Origin of the sequence: Bdellovibrio sp. ZAP7 (genome assembly GCF_006874645.1) — a bacterium.
Taxonomy (GTDB): domain Bacteria; phylum Bdellovibrionota; class Bdellovibrionia; order Bdellovibrionales; family Bdellovibrionaceae; genus Bdellovibrio.
In genome coordinates, this window is record NZ_CP030082.1 from 796,567 (window position 1) to 814,853 (window position 18,287).

31 protein-coding genes are annotated in these 18,287 nt (G+C 43.6%); 30 read left to right on the forward strand and 1 reads right to left on the reverse strand.

What is annotated here, in order from left to right:
* The first annotated feature begins 1 nt into the window (after position 1).
* The 30 genes from fusA to DOM22_RS04060 all read left to right on the forward strand — a co-directional run bounded on the left by fusA (position 2) and on the right by DOM22_RS04060 (position 16,910).
* Positions 2 to 2,107: an elongation factor G gene (fusA, locus tag DOM22_RS03915; RefSeq protein ID WP_142699127.1), complete on the forward strand. Its 2,106-nt coding sequence runs from the start codon at positions 2 to 4 to the stop codon at positions 2,105 to 2,107.
* Positions 2,108 to 2,318: 211 nt separating this feature from the next.
* Positions 2,319 to 2,636 (forward strand): 30S ribosomal protein S10, encoded by a 318-nt coding sequence (gene rpsJ / locus DOM22_RS03920; RefSeq protein WP_011165353.1) that lies wholly within the window; start codon positions 2,319 to 2,321, stop codon positions 2,634 to 2,636.
* Between the two features lie 9 nt (positions 2,637 to 2,645).
* Entirely contained in the window at positions 2,646 to 3,314 is a 669-nt protein-coding gene (rplC, locus tag DOM22_RS03925) for a 50S ribosomal protein L3 (protein WP_142699128.1), read from the forward strand.
* 1 nt (position 3,315) lies between these two features.
* Positions 3,316 to 3,945 (forward strand): 50S ribosomal protein L4, encoded by a 630-nt coding sequence (gene rplD, locus DOM22_RS03930; protein ID WP_142699129.1) that lies wholly within the window; start codon positions 3,316 to 3,318, stop codon positions 3,943 to 3,945.
* Position 3,946: 1 nt separating this feature from the next.
* Complete coding sequence (gene rplW, locus DOM22_RS03935; RefSeq protein WP_142699130.1) at positions 3,947 to 4,225, forward strand: 50S ribosomal protein L23; 279 nt, start codon at positions 3,947 to 3,949, stop codon at positions 4,223 to 4,225.
* Positions 4,226 to 4,227: 2 nt separating this feature from the next.
* Positions 4,228 to 5,046, forward strand: a complete 819-nt coding sequence (gene rplB, locus DOM22_RS03940; protein ID WP_142699131.1) for a 50S ribosomal protein L2 — start codon at positions 4,228 to 4,230, stop codon at positions 5,044 to 5,046.
* Between the two features lie 9 nt (positions 5,047 to 5,055).
* A complete protein-coding gene (gene rpsS, locus DOM22_RS03945; protein ID WP_142699132.1) occupies positions 5,056 to 5,346 on the forward strand; it encodes a 30S ribosomal protein S19 in 291 nt (96 codons plus the stop codon).
* Positions 5,347 to 5,358: 12 nt separating this feature from the next.
* Positions 5,359 to 5,691 (forward strand): 50S ribosomal protein L22, encoded by a 333-nt coding sequence (gene rplV / locus DOM22_RS03950; protein WP_142699133.1) that lies wholly within the window; start codon positions 5,359 to 5,361, stop codon positions 5,689 to 5,691.
* Positions 5,692 to 5,693: 2 nt separating this feature from the next.
* Positions 5,694 to 6,359, forward strand: coding sequence for a 30S ribosomal protein S3 (gene rpsC, locus DOM22_RS03955; RefSeq protein ID WP_142699134.1), 666 nt, complete (start codon positions 5,694 to 5,696; stop codon positions 6,357 to 6,359).
* Positions 6,346 to 6,753: a 50S ribosomal protein L16 gene (rplP, locus tag DOM22_RS03960; RefSeq protein WP_088615302.1), complete on the forward strand. Its 408-nt coding sequence runs from the start codon at positions 6,346 to 6,348 to the stop codon at positions 6,751 to 6,753. Before rpsC ends, rplP begins: the two co-directional genes overlap by 14 nt.
* Positions 6,754 to 6,755: 2 nt before the next feature.
* On the forward strand, positions 6,756 to 6,947 hold the full coding sequence (gene rpmC / locus DOM22_RS03965; RefSeq protein ID WP_088615301.1) for a 50S ribosomal protein L29: 192 nt from the start codon (positions 6,756 to 6,758) through the stop codon (positions 6,945 to 6,947).
* A gap of 3 nt (positions 6,948 to 6,950) precedes the next feature.
* Entirely contained in the window at positions 6,951 to 7,223 is a 273-nt protein-coding gene (gene rpsQ, locus DOM22_RS03970; protein WP_088615300.1) for a 30S ribosomal protein S17, read from the forward strand.
* A 10-nt stretch (positions 7,224 to 7,233) separates the two neighbouring features.
* The gene (rplN, locus tag DOM22_RS03975; RefSeq protein WP_088615299.1) at positions 7,234 to 7,602 is read left to right on the forward strand and encodes a 50S ribosomal protein L14; all 369 of its coding nucleotides are present in this window, start codon (positions 7,234 to 7,236) and stop codon (positions 7,600 to 7,602) included.
* Positions 7,603 to 7,612: 10 nt separating this feature from the next.
* Positions 7,613 to 8,152 carry a 50S ribosomal protein L5 gene (gene rplE / locus DOM22_RS03980; RefSeq protein ID WP_142699135.1) on the forward strand — a complete coding sequence of 180 codons (540 nt, stop codon included), beginning with the start codon at positions 7,613 to 7,615 and terminating at the stop codon, positions 8,150 to 8,152.
* An 8-nt stretch (positions 8,153 to 8,160) separates the two neighbouring features.
* Positions 8,161 to 8,466 (forward strand): 30S ribosomal protein S14, encoded by a 306-nt coding sequence (gene rpsN, locus DOM22_RS03985; protein WP_142699136.1) that lies wholly within the window; start codon positions 8,161 to 8,163, stop codon positions 8,464 to 8,466.
* Between the two features lie 10 nt (positions 8,467 to 8,476).
* Complete coding sequence (rpsH, locus tag DOM22_RS03990) at positions 8,477 to 8,866, forward strand: 30S ribosomal protein S8 (RefSeq protein WP_142699137.1); 390 nt, start codon at positions 8,477 to 8,479, stop codon at positions 8,864 to 8,866.
* Between the two features lie 7 nt (positions 8,867 to 8,873).
* Positions 8,874 to 9,416 (forward strand): 50S ribosomal protein L6, encoded by a 543-nt coding sequence (gene rplF / locus DOM22_RS03995; protein ID WP_142699138.1) that lies wholly within the window; start codon positions 8,874 to 8,876, stop codon positions 9,414 to 9,416.
* A 9-nt stretch (positions 9,417 to 9,425) separates the two neighbouring features.
* Entirely contained in the window at positions 9,426 to 9,791 is a 366-nt protein-coding gene (gene rplR, locus DOM22_RS04000) for a 50S ribosomal protein L18 (RefSeq protein WP_142699139.1), read from the forward strand.
* Between the two features lie 9 nt (positions 9,792 to 9,800).
* The gene (rpsE, locus tag DOM22_RS04005) at positions 9,801 to 10,262 is read left to right on the forward strand and encodes a 30S ribosomal protein S5 (RefSeq protein WP_142699140.1); all 462 of its coding nucleotides are present in this window, start codon (positions 9,801 to 9,803) and stop codon (positions 10,260 to 10,262) included.
* Between the two features lie 12 nt (positions 10,263 to 10,274).
* A complete protein-coding gene (rpmD, locus tag DOM22_RS04010; RefSeq protein ID WP_142699141.1) occupies positions 10,275 to 10,460 on the forward strand; it encodes a 50S ribosomal protein L30 in 186 nt (61 codons plus the stop codon).
* Positions 10,461 to 10,463: 3 nt separating this feature from the next.
* A complete protein-coding gene (gene rplO / locus DOM22_RS04015; RefSeq protein WP_088615291.1) occupies positions 10,464 to 10,901 on the forward strand; it encodes a 50S ribosomal protein L15 in 438 nt (145 codons plus the stop codon).
* Positions 10,901 to 12,229, forward strand: a complete 1,329-nt coding sequence (secY, locus tag DOM22_RS04020; protein WP_142699142.1) for a preprotein translocase subunit SecY — start codon at positions 10,901 to 10,903, stop codon at positions 12,227 to 12,229. Before rplO ends, secY begins: the two co-directional genes overlap by 1 nt.
* Positions 12,229 to 12,864, forward strand: a complete 636-nt coding sequence (locus tag DOM22_RS04025) for an adenylate kinase (protein ID WP_142699143.1) — start codon at positions 12,229 to 12,231, stop codon at positions 12,862 to 12,864. The genes secY and DOM22_RS04025 overlap by 1 nt, the downstream gene beginning before the upstream one ends.
* Positions 12,865 to 12,995: 131 nt before the next feature.
* On the forward strand, positions 12,996 to 13,109 hold the full coding sequence (rpmJ, locus tag DOM22_RS04030) for a 50S ribosomal protein L36 (protein ID WP_011165332.1): 114 nt from the start codon (positions 12,996 to 12,998) through the stop codon (positions 13,107 to 13,109).
* A 2-nt stretch (positions 13,110 to 13,111) separates the two neighbouring features.
* The gene (gene rpsM / locus DOM22_RS04035; protein WP_142699144.1) at positions 13,112 to 13,486 is read left to right on the forward strand and encodes a 30S ribosomal protein S13; all 375 of its coding nucleotides are present in this window, start codon (positions 13,112 to 13,114) and stop codon (positions 13,484 to 13,486) included.
* A gap of 16 nt (positions 13,487 to 13,502) precedes the next feature.
* Complete coding sequence (gene rpsK / locus DOM22_RS04040) at positions 13,503 to 13,901, forward strand: 30S ribosomal protein S11 (protein ID WP_142699145.1); 399 nt, start codon at positions 13,503 to 13,505, stop codon at positions 13,899 to 13,901.
* Between the two features lie 11 nt (positions 13,902 to 13,912).
* Positions 13,913 to 14,539 (forward strand): 30S ribosomal protein S4, encoded by a 627-nt coding sequence (gene rpsD / locus DOM22_RS04045; protein ID WP_142699146.1) that lies wholly within the window; start codon positions 13,913 to 13,915, stop codon positions 14,537 to 14,539.
* A 20-nt stretch (positions 14,540 to 14,559) separates the two neighbouring features.
* Positions 14,560 to 15,591, forward strand: a complete 1,032-nt coding sequence (locus tag DOM22_RS04050) for a DNA-directed RNA polymerase subunit alpha (protein WP_142699147.1) — start codon at positions 14,560 to 14,562, stop codon at positions 15,589 to 15,591.
* Positions 15,592 to 15,733: 142 nt separating this feature from the next.
* The gene (gene rplQ / locus DOM22_RS04055) at positions 15,734 to 16,261 is read left to right on the forward strand and encodes a 50S ribosomal protein L17 (RefSeq protein ID WP_142699148.1); all 528 of its coding nucleotides are present in this window, start codon (positions 15,734 to 15,736) and stop codon (positions 16,259 to 16,261) included.
* An 82-nt stretch (positions 16,262 to 16,343) separates the two neighbouring features.
* Positions 16,344 to 16,910, forward strand: a complete 567-nt coding sequence (locus tag DOM22_RS04060) for a TlpA disulfide reductase family protein (protein ID WP_142699149.1) — start codon at positions 16,344 to 16,346, stop codon at positions 16,908 to 16,910.
* A gap of 115 nt (positions 16,911 to 17,025) precedes the next feature.
* On the opposite strand, the gene DOM22_RS04065 is transcribed toward DOM22_RS04060, so the two are convergent.
* Positions 17,026 to 18,087 (reverse strand): hypothetical protein, encoded by a 1,062-nt coding sequence (locus DOM22_RS04065; RefSeq protein ID WP_246845839.1) that lies wholly within the window; start codon positions 18,085 to 18,087, stop codon positions 17,026 to 17,028.
* Positions 18,088 to 18,287 lie beyond the last annotated feature (200 nt).

Here is an 18,287-nt window from a genome sequence, read left to right on the forward strand (position 1 = left end):
CATGTCAGCTAAAGATCCAAAAGTTGTAGCTGATCTCAAGTATACTCGTAATATCGGCATCATGGCGCACATTGATGCCGGTAAAACGACGACCACCGAGCGCATCCTTTACTACACTGGAAAAAGTCATAAAATTGGTGAAGTTCACGACGGCCAGGCCACTATGGACTGGATGGTTCAAGAACAAGAGCGTGGTATTACAATTACCTCTGCTGCCACTATGGCATTCTGGAAAGACCACCGTATTAACATTATCGATACTCCGGGACACGTTGACTTCACTATTGAAGTTGAGCGTTCTTTGCGCGTTCTTGATGGTGCGGTAGCAGTATTCGACGGCGTTAACGGTGTTGAGCCTCAGTCTGAAACTGTTTGGAAACAAGCTGACAAGTACAAAGTGCCAAGAATCTGTTTTATCAATAAAATGGACCGCGTGGGCGCTGATTTTGTGATGTCTTACGGGACAATCAAAGAGCGTCTTCAGGCGAATCCAATCCCAGTTCAAGTTCCAATCGGTATGGAAGATACGTTCCGTGGTGTTGTCGATTTGTTAGAAAATCGCGCCTATGTTTGGACGACATCCGGTATGGGTGACAATTTCGAAATTACCGATGTTCCTAACGACATGAAGGAAGAGATCAATCGCTTCCGTACAGAAGTCGTTGAGAAGATCGTTGAGTTTGACGATGTTCTTCTTGAGAAATATCTCAATGGAGAAGAAGTGACTGTGGCAGAGCTTAAAGCAGCTCTTCGCAAAGGCACTCTTGAATTGAAAGCGTTCCCGGTATTCTGTGGAGCTGCCTTCAAAAACAAAGGTATTCAGCCTTTGCTTGATGGTGTGATTGATTACCTTCCATCACCTATCGAAGTTCCGGATATCGTGGGTCACGATCCAGAACGTCCTGAAAAAGAAATCCTATGCAAAACTGATTTCGACGCCCATGTGGCGGCGTTGGCATTCAAAATTGCCAATGATCCGTTCGCAGGTTCTTTGACTTACATCCGTGTTTATTCCGGTGAAGTTAAAATGGGTGATCAACTTTTGAATCCACGTACTCAGAAAAAAGAGCGTATTCAAAAGCTGGTAAAAATGCATGCTAACTCCCGTGAAGAAGTAGCTAGTTTGAAGGCTGGTGATATCGGTGCAGTTGTGGGCCTTAAGTTCACAGGTACGGGGGATACTCTTTGCGAAACTTCCCATGCAGTTGTTCTTGAATCTATTACTTTCCCAGAGCCAGTAATTGCCGTGGCGATTGAAGCTAAATCCTCTGCTGATCAAGAGAAGATGTTGGCGGGCCTTGAGAAACTTCAAAAAGAAGATCCATCTTGTAAGTTGAGAAATGACCCTGAAACAGGGCAAATCCTTCTGTCTGGTATGGGTGAGCTTCATCTGGATATCCTAGTGGACCGCCTTCTTCGCGAGCACAAAGTGCAGGCGAATGTTGGTAAGCCTCAAGTATCTTACCGCGAAACCATCACGACGGCGGCTTCCGAGACTCATGTATATGAGCGCGAAATTGCCGGCGATATGAATTTCGCTTCTGTGAGCATAACGATTGAACCGATCTCTCAGGCAGATCACATCCAATTCGTTAGCAAAGTCTCATTGTCTAAAGAGTTTACAGCTCCGTTCTTAAAGGCTATCGAAAGCGGCTTCCGTGAAGCGGCTGAGGTGGGTCCTTTAGCGAGCTATTCTATGCTAGGTATTAAGGGCACTTTAACAGCTGTTGAAGTTCGTCCGGAGACGTCCACTGAGATGGCTTTCAAAGCCGCGACCTCATTGGCGTTCAGAGATGCCGTTAAAAAAGCCCAAGTAGAGCTTATGGAGCCAATCTTTAAGCTTGAGGTTACTTGTCCTGATGATTTCGTGGGCAATATCGTGGGCGACTTGAACTCTCGTCGTGGAAAAATTCTCACGATGAACGTGAAGCCAGGGGGCGGGCAGGTTATCTTTGCCGAGGCTCCATTGGCCACTCTATTCGGTTATGCGACTGATGTGCGCAGTTTGAGCCAGGGTAGAGCAAGTTTCAGCATGGAATTCCTAGAATACGCCGTGGTCCCTCCAAAGGTGAAAACGGAAATTCTACATAAAATGGGAAGATATTAATTATTTAATTTTTTCCCTTTGACATTATTTTTTAAAATGCGCATACTCGCGCACTCGTGACATCTATATTTACAAAAAACCCCCCGCGTTTGGTGGACTTATCTAGGCCGCAAGGGCTAATTCGGGGCAAGTTTTCGATGGGATTGGATGTTCAGTTATTAACATTTTTGCTAGTAATTACGCTACCTTACAAAAGAAGAGAAGTGTCCTTATGCAAAGTCAGAAGATTAGAATCAGATTGAAGGCATTCGATCATAAATTGCTTGATCAGTCGACGAAAGAAATCGTTGAGACTGCTCGTCGCACAGGCGCAAAAGTTGCGGGTCCAATTCCCTTGCCTACTCGCATCAACCGCTACACAGTACTTCGTTCTCCGCACGTAGATAAAAAATCTCGTGAACAATTCGAAGTAAGAACTCACAAGCGTATGCTTGATATCCTTGAACCTACTCAACAAACAGTAGACCAATTGATGAAATTGGATCTTTCTGCTGGTGTTGACGTCGAGATCAAACTTTCAGCGGTTTAGGAGTAAGACGTGAGCGAAACTACAGAAAACACACAAACGTCTGCAGCAGGCCTAAAACTTGATGGCTTGTTCGCATTTAAAGAAGGTATGGCTACCATCTATAATGAACAAGGTGAAGCCATTCCTGTTACAGTTCTTCGTTATGAGCCTTGGTTTGTTTCTCAAATCAAAACTAACGAAGCTGATGGTTACGAAGCTATCCAAGTAGCTTGCGAGCCTAAAAAAGCTAAAAATTCAAACAAAGCTGAACAAGGCCACCTTAAAGGTGCTGGCTTCGAAAATGGCGCGAGATTCGTAAAAGAAATTCGTCAAGCTATTCCAGAAGGTCTTACAGTAGGCGCCCAAGTATCTATCGACTCTTTGGCTAAAGGTGACACTGTTAAAATGACAGCGAAATCTAAAGGTAAAGGTTTCGCGGGCGTTATGAAACGTTGGAACTTCGCCGGTGGACCTGGTTCACACGGTTCTAAATTCCACCGTCGTCCGGGTTCTTCTGGTAACAGAACATGGCCAGGTCGCGTAATGCCAGGTAAGAAATTCCCAGGTCATCTTGGTAACGAAACAGTAACTGTAAAGAACGTTGAAATCGTAGAGATCATCCACGCTGAAAACGTTGTTTTGGTTAAGGGCCCAGTTCCAGGTGCGAAAAACACTTTGGTGAAATTGGTGAGAGTGTAATATGGCAACAGTAAATGTACTAAACTGGAAAAAAGAAAAAGTTGGATCTATCGATCTTGCTTCTGATGTTTTCGAAACTCCTATCAAAAAAGAAGTTTTGCACACAGTAGTTCAATGGCAATTGGCTAGCCGTCGCCAAGGTACTCACATGACTAAAACAAAAGGTCTAGTGAGCGGTGGTGGTAAGAAGCCTTTCAAACAAAAAGGTACTGGTGGAGCTCGTCAAGGTTCTAGCCGTTCTATCTTGATGCCTGGTGGTGGTACCGCTTTCGGTCCTCAACCTCGCAGCTACGCGTTCGTACTTCCTAAAAAAGTTCGTCGCTTAGGTTTGAGCATGGCACTTTCTCACCTTCAAAAAGAAGGCAAGTTGTTCGTAGTAGACAGCATGCAATCTGAAGGTAAAACAGCTGAATTGAGCAAACGTCTTAAAGCGTTCGGCTTGAAAAAAGCAGTTTTGATCGATGCAAATGTTAACGACAAGTTCAATCAAGCTTCAAAAAATCTTCCAACATTCAAATACTTCCCAGTTGAAGGTTTGAACGTGTTTGATCTTTTGAAATACGATGCTGCAATCATCACTAAAGATTCTGTAGCAAAAATCGTAGATCGCTGCTCAATGGAGAAAGCGTAAGATGAAACAAGTAATTAAAACTCCACTAATCACGGAGAAAAACACATACCACAACGCAGCTGGCGTTTACGTGTTCGAAGTAGATATGAAATCTACTAAAACAGAAGTAAAAGCAGCAGTAGAAAAGAACTTCAAAGTTAAAGTAGACAGCGTAAGAACTAGCGTTTGCCGCGGTCACTCTAAAAACTCGAAGTTTGGTGCAACAAAGGTCCCTTACTGGAAAAAAGCTTACGTTAAGCTTGTTGAAGGTGAGAAGATCGCTCTTTTTGAGGGAGTATAGAGATGGGTATCAAGACGTTCGCCCCGCGCTCTCATGGTCGTAGAGGAATGACTGGTTTCGATTTCAAAGAAATCACAAAGACAACTCCAGAGAAGTCTTTGCTTGCTCCTCTTAAGAAACAAGCAGCTCGTAACAATCACGGTCAAATTACTATTCGTCACCAAGGTGGCGGTCATAAACGTAAGTACCGTTTGATTGATTTCAAACGTATGAAACTAGAAGTGCCAGCGAAAGTTGCTGCGATCGAGTACGATCCAAACAGAACTTGCCGTATCGCTCTTCTTAACTATGTAGACGGTCAGAAAGCATACATCATCGCGCCAGTTGGCTTGAATGTAGGCGACACTGTACTTTCTTCAGACAAAGCCGACATCAAACCAGGTAACTCTTTGTCTTTGTCAGCTATCCCTGTTGGTACAGTAATTCACAATATCGAATTGCGCCCAGGTAAAGGTGGTCAAATTTGCAGAGGTGCAGGTGCGAGCGCGACTTTGGCTGGTAAAGGTGATATGTACTGCCAAGTACGTATGCCATCTGGTGAGTTGAAGCAGGTTCTTTCAGTATGCCGCGCTTCTATCGGTCAAGTTGGAAATACTGACAATGAAAATATCAATCTTGGTAAAGCAGGTCGCTCTCGTTGGAGAGGTATCCGTCCTTCAGTTCGTGGTATGCACATGAATCCAGTAGACCATCCATTGGGTGGTGGTGAAGGTGTGGGTAAAGGTCATCATCCTGTAACTCCATGGGGTCAACCATGTAAAGGTTACAAGACAAGACATAATAAGAGAACTGACTCTTCAATCATCAAGAGACGTAAGTAGGAGTAGACTGTGGCACGCTCAATTAAAAAAGGTCCATTCGTTGATTTGTCTGTACAAAAGAAAATCGACAATGCGATCGCAAAAAACGACAAAAAAGTTATTAAAACTTGGTCTCGTCGCTCAACAATTCTTCCAGAAACTATCGGACTTACGTTCGCAGTTCACAACGGTAGAAAGTTTGTTCCAGTTTACATCACTGAGAACATGATTGGTCACAAACTCGGTGAGTTTGCTCCAACAAGAACTTTCCAAGGCCACGCTGAGAAGAAAGCCGCAGCTCCAGCTGCTGCTAAGAAGTAGTAGAGGTTTATAATGGAAGTTAAAGCTAGCCTAAAATACGCAAGAGTAGGTGCCCAAAAGGCAAGACTTGTTGCAGACCTAGTTCGCGGTAAAGACGTGAACGAAGCTGTTAAAACTCTTACTTTCTTGAACAAAAAAACTGCAGGTATGGTAAAGAAACTTATCGAATCTGCTGTTGCTAACGCTGAATACAAAAAAGTTATGGACGTAGATAACTTGGTTGTTAAAGCCATCTGGGTTGATCAAGGTCCGGTTCTTAAGAGATTCCGTCCACGCGCTCAAGGCCGTGCATTCGGTGTTCGTAAGAAAACAAGCCACATCAACGTAGTACTTGAGGAGAAATAATCGTGGGACAAAAGGTTCATCCAATTGGTTTACGCGTTGGTGTTATTAGAACTTGGGACTCTCGCTGGTATGCGAAGGGTAACCAATATTTCGAAAATCTACATGAAGACATCCGCCTAAGAAAATACCTAAAAGGTAAACTTAAGCATGCTGGTGTAGCTAAAATCGAAATGGAACGTGCAGCGAAGAAGATTAAAATCATCATCTCGACTGCTCGCCCAGGTGTTGTTATTGGTAAAAAAGGTACTGGTATTGACGCTCTTAAAGCGGAAGTTCAAAAACTTACACCCAACGAAGTTTTCTTGAGCATCCAAGAAGTGCGCAAGCCAGACCTCGATGCTCAGCTCGTCGCTGAGAGCATTGCTCAACAACTTGAGAAACGTATCTCTTGGAGAAGAGCTCTTAAAAAATCTATTGCAGCTGCGATCAAAGGCGGCGTGAGAGGTATCAAGATCCGTGTTTCCGGTCGTCTTGATGGTGCAGAGATTGCTCGTTCAGAGTGGTACAATGAGAAGAGCGTTCCTCTTCATACATTGCGTGCAGATATCGACTACGGTACTGCTGAAGCTCTAACTGCATACGGTATCATCGGATTGAAAGTATGGATCTATAAAGGCGATATCTTATCTGCTCGCGAAGTTGAGGAGGCAGGTCGTGTTAAGTCCTAAAAGAGTAAAATGGCGTAAACAATTTGTAGGCCGCGCAACTGGTTTTGCGTACAGAGGTTCTAACCTTGATTTTGGAGATTTCGGTCTTCAAGCAGTTGAGGAAGGACGTCTTACAGCACGTCAGTTGGAAGCAGGTCGTATTGCTATCTCCCGTTCAGTTAAGCGTGGTGGTAAAATCTGGTGCCGTGTATTCCCAAATACACCGGTAACAAAAAAACCAGCTGAAACTCGTATGGGTAGCGGTAAAGGTAACCCGGAGCTATGGGTAGCCCGTGTTCTTCCTGGAAAAGTTCTTTTCGAAATGAACGGTGTGACTCGTGAACAAGCTAAAGAAGCTTTCGAACGCGCAGCTCACAAACTTCCTTTCAAAACTCGTTTCTTGGTTAGGGAGTAGTTATGAAGTTCGTAGAGATTAAAGATCTTTCTGTAACTGAATTGAAAAAGAAAAGAGCAGCTCTTTCTGAAGAGTTGTTCCAAGCTCGTATCAAGAACTCAATTGGTCAACTTTCTAATCCAATTGAAATTCGTGATCTTCGTCGTTCTATCGCGAAAATCAATACAGCAATCGTAAAGAAAGTAGCGAGGTAGTAAATGACAACTGAAACAAATACTCGTGGTCGTAAAATCGAAGTAGTTGGTGAGGTTATCAGTGACAAGATGGATAAAACTATCTCTGTCCTAATCTACCGCATGGTTAAACACGCTAAATACGGTAAGTATGTTAAGAAGACTTCTGTGTTCAAAGCTCATGACGAAAAAAACCAAGCAAAAATTGGTGATATCGTTAAGATCCGTGAAACACGTCCTCTTTCCAAAACTAAACGTTGGGCTTTGTCTGAAGTCGTAGAGACGGCGAAAGCATAGGGGTGTTGTCATGATTCAAATGCAAACTAGACTAAATGTAGCTGACAACTCTGGCGCAAAAGAAGTTATGTGCGTAAAGGTCCTTGGTGGTTCTAAACGTCGTGTAGCATCTATCGGTGATGTTATCGTTGTTTCTATCAAAGAAGCTTTGCCAAACGCTAAAGTTAAAAAAGGTGACGTTGCGAAAGCAGTAGTAGTTAGAACTGTTCAAAAACTTCGTCGTCCAGACGGTTCTTACATCCGTTTCGATGATAACTCTGCTGTTTTGATCAACGCCAATAAAGAACCAATTGGAACTCGTATCTTTGGCCCAGTTGCCAGAGAGTTGAGAGCGAAGTCGTTCGTTAAGATCGTATCTTTGGCTCCGGAAGTTCTGTAAGGGGTATGAGATGAATCGCTTAAAAGCTAAATACAATAAAGAGATCGCTCCTGCTCTTCAAAAACAATTGGGAGTTAAAAACGTAATGCAAGTTCCTCGCTTGGAGAAAATCACTCTTAGCGTGTGCTTGAGCGAAGCAGTTCAAAATCCAAAAATTTTGAACACTGTTGTTGACGAGATCACAGCGATCTCTGGTCAAAAAGCAGTTATCACTAAAGCTAAAAAAGCTATCTCTAACTTCAAATTGCGTGCTGGCATCCCATTGGGTGTTCGCGTGACTTTGAGAAAAGAGAGAATGTGGTCATTCCTTGATCGTCTAAACACTTTGGCACTACCTCGCGTACGTGACTTCCGTGGTTTGCCGAACAAGGGTTTCGACGGCCGTGGTAACTACAACATGGGTCTTAAGGAACAAATCGTGTTCCCTGAGATCAACTTCGATAAAGTTGATAAAACTCGTGGTATGAACATCACAATCTGTACAACAGCTAAAAACGATACTGAAGGCAGAGCGCTTCTTGAAGCACTTGGCATGCCTTTCAGAAAGTAGGATGAACGATGGCACGTAAATCAAGTATTGTTAAAAACAATAAAAGAAAAGCAATTGCTAAGCGCTACACTGAATACAGAACAGAGCTTAGAAATAAGGCCGTTGACATGAAACTTTCTGATGACGAAAGAGCAGAAGCTCGTAAAAAGCTTCAAGCTCTTCCTCAAAAGACAAACATCAACCGTGTTATCACACGTTGTGAACTTTCTGGTCGCCCTCGTGGTAACTACAGAAAATTCGGTTTGTCTCGTATCGCCTTCAGACAACTTGCGCTTGACGGTAAACTACCTGGCGTAACGAAAGCTAGCTGGTAAGAGGAAAACTATGGATACAATTTCTCAGTTCCTTACAATTATTAGAAATGCGGGAGCAGCAAAACACGAAAAAGTTGATTTGCCTGCTTCTAAAGTTCGCGCTGGTATCGCAACGATCCTTGTTAATGAAGGTCTTATCCGCAGCTTCAAAGTTGCTAAAGATTCTAAGCAAGGCATCATGCGTGTTTACTTGAAGTACGATGAAGCTGGTGGCCATGCCATCAACTCTATCGACCGTGTAAGCCGTCCGGGCCGTCGCGTTTATGTTAAATCAGATAAAATTCCTCAAGTTCGTTCTGGTATGGGTATGTCCATCATCAGCACAAGCAAAGGGATCATGAGCGGTAAGCAAGCAGCTGAGCAAAATCTCGGCGGCGAATTGCTTGCGACACTTTGGTAGGTGATTTATGTCTCGTATTGGTAAAGCACCCGTTATTTTTGATAACACAGTAAAAGTAGATGTTACACCTGCTAACGAAGTTGTGATTAAAGGCGCTAAATCTTCTTTGAAGATTGCTATGCAGCCTCAAGTTACAGCTAAAGTTGATGGCAACAAAGTAGTGTTGACTCGTAAAGACGACACTAAAGATGCTCGTGCATTGCACGGCCTTTACAGAGCTTTGGTTCAAAACGCAGTAACTGGCGTTACTAAAGGCTTCACTAAAGGTCTTGAGCTTCAAGGTGTAGGTTATCGTGCAAACGTTGCAGGTAAAAAGTTGGAGCTTTCTTTGGGCTTCTCTCACCCTGTAGTTTTCGATATCCCTGAAGGCATCGAAATTAAAGTTGAAAAACAAACAGCACTTTCAATCACTGGCGCTAGCAGAGAACTTGTTGGTCAAGTAGCTGCTAAAATCCGTTCATTCCGTCCACCAGAGCCATACTTGGGTAAAGGTGTTCGTTACGCTGGTGAGCACATCCGTCGTAAAGCCGGTAAGTCTGCTGGTAAATAGAGGTAATGTATGAAATTAAAAATGAGCAAACATACAAGCGATAGAAAAGTTAATCGCCTCAAAAAGAAAATCAGAATCCGCAAAACTGTTAGCGGTACTGATGAAAGACCTCGTCTTTGCGTTTACAGAAGCGGTAAGCATATGTACGCAAGCGTTATCAACGACGTTACTGGTCACACTCTTGTGTCCGTTTCTTCTCTTGGTAAAGAGGACAAATCTGGTGTTGAGATGGCTAAGCTTGTTGGCGTAGAAGTAGCGAAAGCTGCAACTGCAAAGAACATTAAGAGCGTGGTTTTTGACCGTAATGGTTACTTGTACCACGGGCGTGTTAAATCTCTAGCTGATGGCGCTCGTGAGGGCGGCCTCAATTTCTAAGGAGTGAATGTGGAGAAAGTTCAAGCTCAAGCAGCTGAATTAGAAGAGCGCGTAGTAGCGATCAACCGTGTAACAAAAGTTGTTAAGGGTGGTCGTCGCTTCTCTTTCGCAGCTCTAGTAGTTGTTGGTAATAAAGCTGGAGATGTTGGTTTTGGTTCCGGTAAAGCAGGCGAAGTTCCTGAAGCTATCGGTAAAGCTAGCAGATCTGCTAAAAAATCAGCTAAATCTGTGACTCTTAAAGAAGGTCGCACAATCCCTCACGAAGTTATCGGTAAATTCGGTGCTGCTAAGGTTATCATGAAACCAGCAGCTCCAGGTACTGGTGTGATCGCGGGTGGTGCAGTTCGTGCCGTTCTTGAGTCAGTTGGCGTAAAAGACATTCTTACTAAATGTGTTGGTACTCGTAACCCGCACAATGCAGTAAGAGCAACAATCGATGGTTTGAATCAACTTAAAGAGTTGAGCAAATAATCGGAGGCGATCATGGCTAAAACATTTATCGTAAAATTGAAAAAATCGACTATCGGCTGCACTCAAGAACAAAAAGATGCAGTTCGTTGCCTTGGTTTGAAGAAAGTTAATTCTACTGCACAAGTGAATGACACTCCTGCAAACCGTGGCCAAATCATGAAAGTTCAACATCTAGTAAATGTTGAAGTTAAGGGGTAATCCATGAGCTTGCTTAATCAACTAGCTCCTAAAGCTGGATCAAAACACGCTCCAAAAAGAATCGGTCGCGGTATCGGTTCTGGTATGGGTGGCACATCTACTAAAGGTCACAAGGGTCAATTGGCTCGTACTGGCGGTACTGTGCGTCGTGGTTTCGAGGGTGGTCAAACACCTATGCACCGTCGTTTGCCTAAATTTGGTTTTAGCAACGTCGCGTTCGCTAACAACTTTGAGATTGTTAATATCGGACAACTTGCTAAATTTTCTGGAGAAGTAACTCCCGAAACTCTTTTCACTGCTGGACTTGTTAACAAGGGCGCGGTTAAGATTTTGGGGAATGGCGAGCTAAAAACAGCTTTGACTGTAAAAGCTCACAAATTTTCAGAAAGCGCTAAGAAAGCTATTGAAGCTGCTGGCGGCAAAGTCGAGGTAATTAAGTAGTGTCTGCAATTGAAAGCATCGCAAAGAATTCGGATCTTCGTAAACGTATATTCTTCACGTTGGCCTTATTGGCCGTCTACAGAATCGGAGTTCACGTTCCAACGCCTGGCGTGGATGGAACTGCGGTGCTTTCATTTTTCCAAGCGCAAGCGCATGGAATTTTCGGCCTATTTAATACCTTCACGGGTGGCGCACTTTCCCAGTTCAGCGTGTTTGCACTGGGAATCATGCCTTACATCTCTGCTTCGATCATTTTCCAACTTCTGACTTCAGCGGTTCCAATGTTGGAATCTTTGAAAAAAGAAGGTGAAGCTGGTCGTCGCAAAATCAACCAATACACTCGCTATGCGACTGTAGCTTTGGCTATCGTACAAGGTTACGGTATCTCAACTTGGTTGATGAACTCCACAAGCCCAGATGGTCGTTCTCTTGTGATCGCACCGACTGTGGCATTCCTTCCTTTCCAATTGATGACAATCATCACGTTGACAGCAGGTACTTGCTTCATCATGTGGTTGGGTGAGCAAATCACTGAAAGAGGTATCGGTAACGGTTCTTCTTTAATCATCTTTACTGGTATCGCAGCTGCTATTCCACAAGGCGGTCAACGTCTTTGGGAACTTGTTGCTTCTGGCGAAATGAAATTCGCTGTAGTATTGCTTCTATTGGTTCTAATGGTTGCAATCATCGCTGCGGTTATCTACATGGAAGTCGCTCAACGTAGAATTACTGTTCAGTATTCTCAACGTGCGGGTGGCGGCGGTATGCAGTCTATGCAGACTCCTACAAGTCATCTTCCAATTAAAATCAACTTCTCTGGGGTTATCCCGCCGATCTTCGCGAGTTCTTTGCTAATGTTCCCTGCGACAATGGCTCAGTTCGTACACACTCCATGGTTGAAAGCGCTTCAAGATTCTTTGAATCCTTCAGGCACAATCTTCAACATCATGTTTGTGGCTTTGATCGTATTCTTCTCTTTCTTCTATACTGAAATCGTGTTCAACCCGAATGAAGTAGCTGACAACTTGAAAAAGTACGGCGGTTTTATTCCTGGGGTTCGTGCTGGTAAAAGCACGGCTGATTACATCCAAAAAGTTCTTGAGCGCGTGAACGTTTTGGGTTGTATCTATCTTTCTGCGATCTGCGTGATGCCAGGTATCTTGGCTTCTCAAATGAGTCTTCCGTTCTACTTCGGTGGTACGTCACTTTTGATCTTGGTCGGTGTTGCTTTGGATACTGCTCAGCAAATCCAATCTCACATGATCACTCAAAAATACGAAGGTTTCATGAAGGGTGCTAAAATCCGCAGCAGAAGGGTTCAATTTTAATGAACCTGATTCTGTTTGGAGCCCCGGGGGCTGGTAAAGGTACGCAATCTGAGCTGTTAATCAAACGCTTAGGCATGACTCAGATCAGCACTGGGGATTTATTCAGAGCAGCAATCAAGGGCCAAACGGACCTTGGTAAAAAAGCCCAAGAGTACATGGATAAAGGTCAATTGGTACCAGATAGCATTGTTATCGGTATGGTTGAGGAAGTACTTCAAAAAGGCGTAAAAAACTTTATCCTGGACGGTTTTCCAAGAACTGTGGCGCAAGCCGAAGCATTGGACAGCCTTTTGAATAAGATGACACTTTCTATTGGGAAAGCCATTTTTTTGGAAGTTCCAATGGAAATTTTGATGGATCGTTTAACTGGTAGACGCGTATGTAAAAATTGCGGGGCAGTCTACCACATCGTCAGCAAGCCTACCAAGACGGAAGGTAAATGTGACAACTGCGGCGGCGAAGTCGTTCAACGTAACGATGACAAAGCTGAGGTTATTGGGACGCGTCTCAAGGCCTACCAGGAGTTCACAAGCCCACTAAAAGAATTTTATAAAAAATCAGGAAAGTACATCCAGGTCGACGGTAATAGGGACACTGAGCTTGTCTATAATGAGATCGAAAAAATAATAAGCTAACCACTATTGTTATTTTATCTCTAGACTTTAATGAAGCTCGGTGATAGCGTCCGACTCCTCGTTTGTATTTTTGCTGTTATTTTTGGCCCATTTTGGGGCTAAAAAACACTAGCAAGTATGGGAAGACATTTATGAAAGTAAGACCATCAGTAAAAGCAATTTGTAACAAATGCAAAGTTATTAAAAGAAAAGGCGTTATTCGCGTTATTTGCGAAAACCCTAAACATAAGCAAAGGCAGGGTTAATCATGGCACGTATTCTTGGTGTCGACTTACCTAGAAATAAGCGCGTTGAAATCGCGTTGACATACATCTATGGCATTGGACGTCCTCGTGCAGCTATGATTTGCAAGCAAGTAGGCATTCCTTCAACTCTAAGAACTGAAGGTTTGACTGACGAGCACATCGCTAAAATCCGTGGCATCATCGAACAAAATTTCAAAGTAGAGGGTGATCTTCGTCGTGAAGTTGGCCAATCTATTAAACGTTTGATGGATCTTAACTGTTACCGTGGCATTCGCCATCGCAAAGGCTTACCAGTTCGTGGTCAGAACACTCGTTCTAATGCACGTACTCGTAAAGGTCCTAAGAAGACGGTAGCTAACAAGAAAAAAGCCGTGTAGTTAAAGGATCTTAACGATGAATACTGAAAATAAAAACAAGACAGTTGCTAAGAAAAAAGTAAAAAGAAACGTTCCACAAGGGAACTGCTACATCCAAGCTAATTTTGGTAATGTTATCGTAACGATGACAGATCCAAACGGTGCTACTGTGTCCTGGTCCTCAGCAGGTCACCTCGGTTTCAAAGGAAGCCGTAAAGGTACTCCATTTGCAGCTCAAGTCGCGGCAGAAGACGCTGCAAAAAAAGCTATGGAAGCAGGCATGAAATCTGTGGACGTTTATCTAAAAGGCCCAGGCGCTGGTCGTGAACCTGCAATTCGTGCGTTGGCTGCAACAGGTATGAGAATCTTGACTCTTAAAGATATCACTCCTGTTCCCCACAACGGTTGCCGTCCACCTAAGCGTAGAAGAATCTAAGGAGATATATCGTGAGCTGCATTAACGAAAGCGTATGTAGACTTTGCCGTCGCGAAAACGTAAAACTTTTCTTGAAGGGTGACCGTTGTTATACTGATAAGTGTTCTTTTGAAAGAAGACCTTATCCACCAGGACAACATGGTCAGTCTCGTTTGAAGTTCTCTGAATTCGCACTTCAATTGCGTGAAAAACAAAAAGCTAAGAGATACTACGGTGTTTCTGAGAAACAATTCGTACAATACGTACACGAAGCTAGCCGTTCAAAAGGATTGACTGGTACTGAGCTTCTTAAATCTCTTGAGACGAGATTTGATAACGTTGTATACGCATTGGGTTTCGCTAACTCTCGCCGCGAAGCAAGACAGCTTGTTAAGCACAACCATTTCTTGTTGAATGGTAAGAGAGCTAACATCCCAAGCATCCTTGTTAACAAGGGCGATGTTATCACAGTAGCTGAATCAAGCCGTGAAATGGCTAAAGTTCAAGCTGCTATTCAATCCGTTGCTAGACGTTCTGTTCCAGCATGGCTTGAAGCCGATCATGGTGCCTTCAAAGGTACTGTTAAAGATCTTCCTAACCGTGAAGACGTAACAGTTGCAGTTGAAGAAAACATGATTGTTGAATACTACTCAAGATAATTTAACTTCTCGGGGGATCCATGCAAGAGCATTATTATAAGTTTTGGAGAGAGATGATCAAACCGAAGGGATTCGAGGTTGATCGTGATACTCTTCGTGATGACTACGCAAAATTCATTATCCGTCCCCTCGAAAGAGGTTTCGGGGTTACTCTTGGTAACTCCCTAAGAAGAATTCTTCTTAGTTCAATGATGGGTTCTGCAATTACTGCGGTTAAATTCGAAGGCGTATTGCACGAGTTCACGACGATCCCAGACGTTCTTGAAGATGTTACTGACATCATCTTGAACCTTAAAGAAGTACGTTTCAAACAGTACACTTCAGACTCTTTGACATTGAAGATCTCCAAAAAAGGTCCAGGCAAAGTGACTGCAGCGGATATCCAAGTTTCTGATAAGATCGAGGTTCTAAACCCAGATCACCATATCGCTACTTTGGGTGCGAATGCTAACTTCAGCGCGGAAATCGTTGTAAGTTTCGGTCGCGGTTACGTACCAGTTGAAAACAGAGAAACTGATCTTCCAGTTGGCTTTATCGGTGTTGACGCTCTTTACAGCCCAATCCGTAAAGTTAACTACAATGTTTCAAATGCACGCGTTGGTCAAAGAACTGACTATGATGCTTTGACTTTGGAAGTTTGGACTGATGGTTCATTGAAGCCGGACGAAGCTGTTGCTCTTTCATCTAAAATCATGAAAGAACAACTTCAAATCTTCCTTACTTTCGATGAAAGCATGGAGCCAGTTGAAGAATCTCGTGAGCTTGGTTCACCTTCATTGAATGAGAACTTGTTCCGTTCAGTTGATGACCTTGAGCTTTCTGTTCGCTCTGCGAACTGCTTGAAAAACGCCAATATCCGTTACATCGGTGAGTTGGTTGTTCGTTCTGAAGCAGAGATGCTTAAAACTAAAAACTTTGGACGCAAGTCTTTGAACGAGATCAAAGAGATCTTGGGCGAGATGGGTCTTGGCCTCGGTATGAAAATCGAAGGTTGGCCGCCTCCAGGTTGGGATCCTTCTCAACCGCCAGTAAAAAGAGAAACACAACAGTAATCACAAGTATGTGATGGCATCAACTCCTCGAGGGGAGTTGGTGAGGGCTGGAGCCCGACAAAAGTAACTCTAAGCAATTACGCTTGAGAGTTCTATCGTGAGGATACCTGATACGGTCCGCACGTTTTAACCGGAGAACAAAATGAGTTCACACAGAAGAAGAGTTAAGCATTTCGATCGTAAATCTGGCCCAAGAAAAGCGTTGTTGCGTGGTTTGGTTGAGTCTCTAGTTGAGCACGGCCGTATCACTACAACTGTTGACCGTGCGAAAGAAACTCGCCGTCACGTTGAGCGCGCTATCACTCTTGGTAAAAAAGGTGACTTGAACACAACTCGTTTGTTGTTGTCTCGCTACCCAAATAAAAACGTTGTAAGCATCATCATGAAGGACTTGTCTCCTCGTTTTGCTTCTCGTCCAGGTGGTTACACTCGTATCATCAAAATCGGTCGTCGCCCTGGTGACACTGCTGAGATGGCTTTCCTTGAGTTCGTAGACTACGATTTCGAAGCAAAAACTGCAGCTAAAGAAGAGAAATCTGCTAAAGCATCAGAAAAACCAGCTAAGAAAACTGCTGCGAAAGCAAAAAAAGCGACTACTAAAACTGTAGCTGCTAAAAAGAAAACTGTTAAAAAGACTCAAAAGAAAGCACGTGCGAAATCTCGCGCTTAATTTCGAGGATCAAAATTGATTTTCAAAAAACCCGGGGCAACCTGGGTTTTTTTTTGGTATTTTCACATCTGGAGGCGCATCGATGAAACAACATCTGAAAGCTTTAGTTCTGGTTTTAGTCGTAGGTGGTTTGGCTGTTTGGGCGTTCAATCACTTTTTTATGAGTAAAGTGTCGCAGTCGCCATCGAATATCTCTGCTATCGAGAAAATGGAAACTGAAGGCGTTCCTAATTTCACTTCTAAAGCGCTGGAGGGCCAATCCTTTGATCTAAATCAAATGAAGGGTAAAGTAGTCATCCTGAACTTTTGGGCTTCCTGGTGCGGTCCTTGTGTTGAGGAAGTGCCTTCATTGATCAAACTTATCAAAGAATACAAAGGCGAAATTCAATTGATCGCGGTTTCGGGTGATAGCAATGAAGCCGATATCCATGTCTTCCTTAAATCCTTTCCAGAACTCAAGGGCGAGAATATTAAGATCGTTTATGATCAAGATCGCAGTTTGATGAAGATGTTCGAAGTGGCGCGTTTGCCTGAGTCATTGATTCTGAATAAAGATCAGAAGCTGGTGAAAAAGCTGGTCGGTTCTATCGATTGGCATACCAAAGATTCTTTGGAATATATGGATTCTCTTTTGGGGAAAACAAAATAGCCGTCGAACTTCTGCTTATTCGGGAACAGAAAATGCTAGAGACATGTCCTATGTCTCTAGCAAGCTCACGAGGTTAGTTTTTAGATTCTTAGACGCAATTTCTTGCCGCTAAAAATTACGGGCAGTCGAATGCCAGGTCGATTTTAGTTCCTTCGATCAATGGTGAATTGAATTTCAGGATGTTACCTTCAACTTTAAATTGAGTGAAGTTTGCTCCGTTGATGCCGATTTTCACGGAATTCGCCACTGGAGCACATTGTAGGGTCATGTGAGTCATCGAGTTCACGATCTTATCGCGGAAAGTGTTTAAGTTGTTAACGAAGCTGGAGTCACAAATGCTACCCACTCCGCCGTCCGTCATCATAGAAAGATTGTCGTAGACAACACCTTCATGGCTTGGAGAAGCGGATGCGGCGTCTTGCATCGCCTCGCAAGATTTATCGCCTGGTTTTACGATGATGCTGTTGAATGTAAAGCGAACGTCGCTACCGAATTTTTGTTTCGCCATCGCAACCACGTTAGCGGGCATGTCTTCAGCTTCCAATGGCAAAAGGCTTCCGGCAGCATCAGTGGATTTCATTTTAGAAGCATCACCGCCCACAGAGCGTTCGTCTTCATTCGATACGATAATGACCGATACCGCAGCTCCTGCACGGTAACAACCATTTGATCCAGCTAAAGCGAAGTGATTGTAAGTCGCCTTCAGGCCGCGTTCGTCGGCCGAGCCAGATCCGCCAATAGTCATGGCATTCACAGTGTTTTCAAAAATAGTTGTTAAGTTCGGTGTTCCTTTTTTCAAAAGATACGCAGGCGTTCCGCCGGCAGGGGAGTAACCTACGAAATCGGCTGAAAAGCCCCATACATTGTTCATGGCGCGTGTCGTAGTCATACACATTTGCCAGTCAATGCCAGAAGTCTCAAGGCCGCCAACAAAGTCGCCAAGACTTGCTGCGAGCTTTTTAAGATCGGGAAGCATCGAGTTCGAGTCGTCAAACACGATCAAGAAGTCGACCTGTTTATTTCCGTATCCGACCACTTGAGAGAAACTTACTGAATTAGTAGGTGCGGATGAAGCCAATTCTGTTTGTACTGGTGCGAATTCCATTTTTGAGCAGGCTGCAGTCATGCTTGTCATCACACTTAGGATCAGCAGATTTTTTAGTTTCATCGTTTTCATATATTTACTACCTCACTTAAAAGCCTAGCACTCACGATGACATCAAAAAAAGGGAAAACTACAAATGCGAGCCAAAATAGCTAATGATTCTAGTAATTTACGAGATTGTGACGAACTCCTTTACAGGTCCTGCAAACAACGTCGACGAAACTTTCTGAAATAAAAACAAGGGTGCTTAAGATAAACACAAATTACGTCAC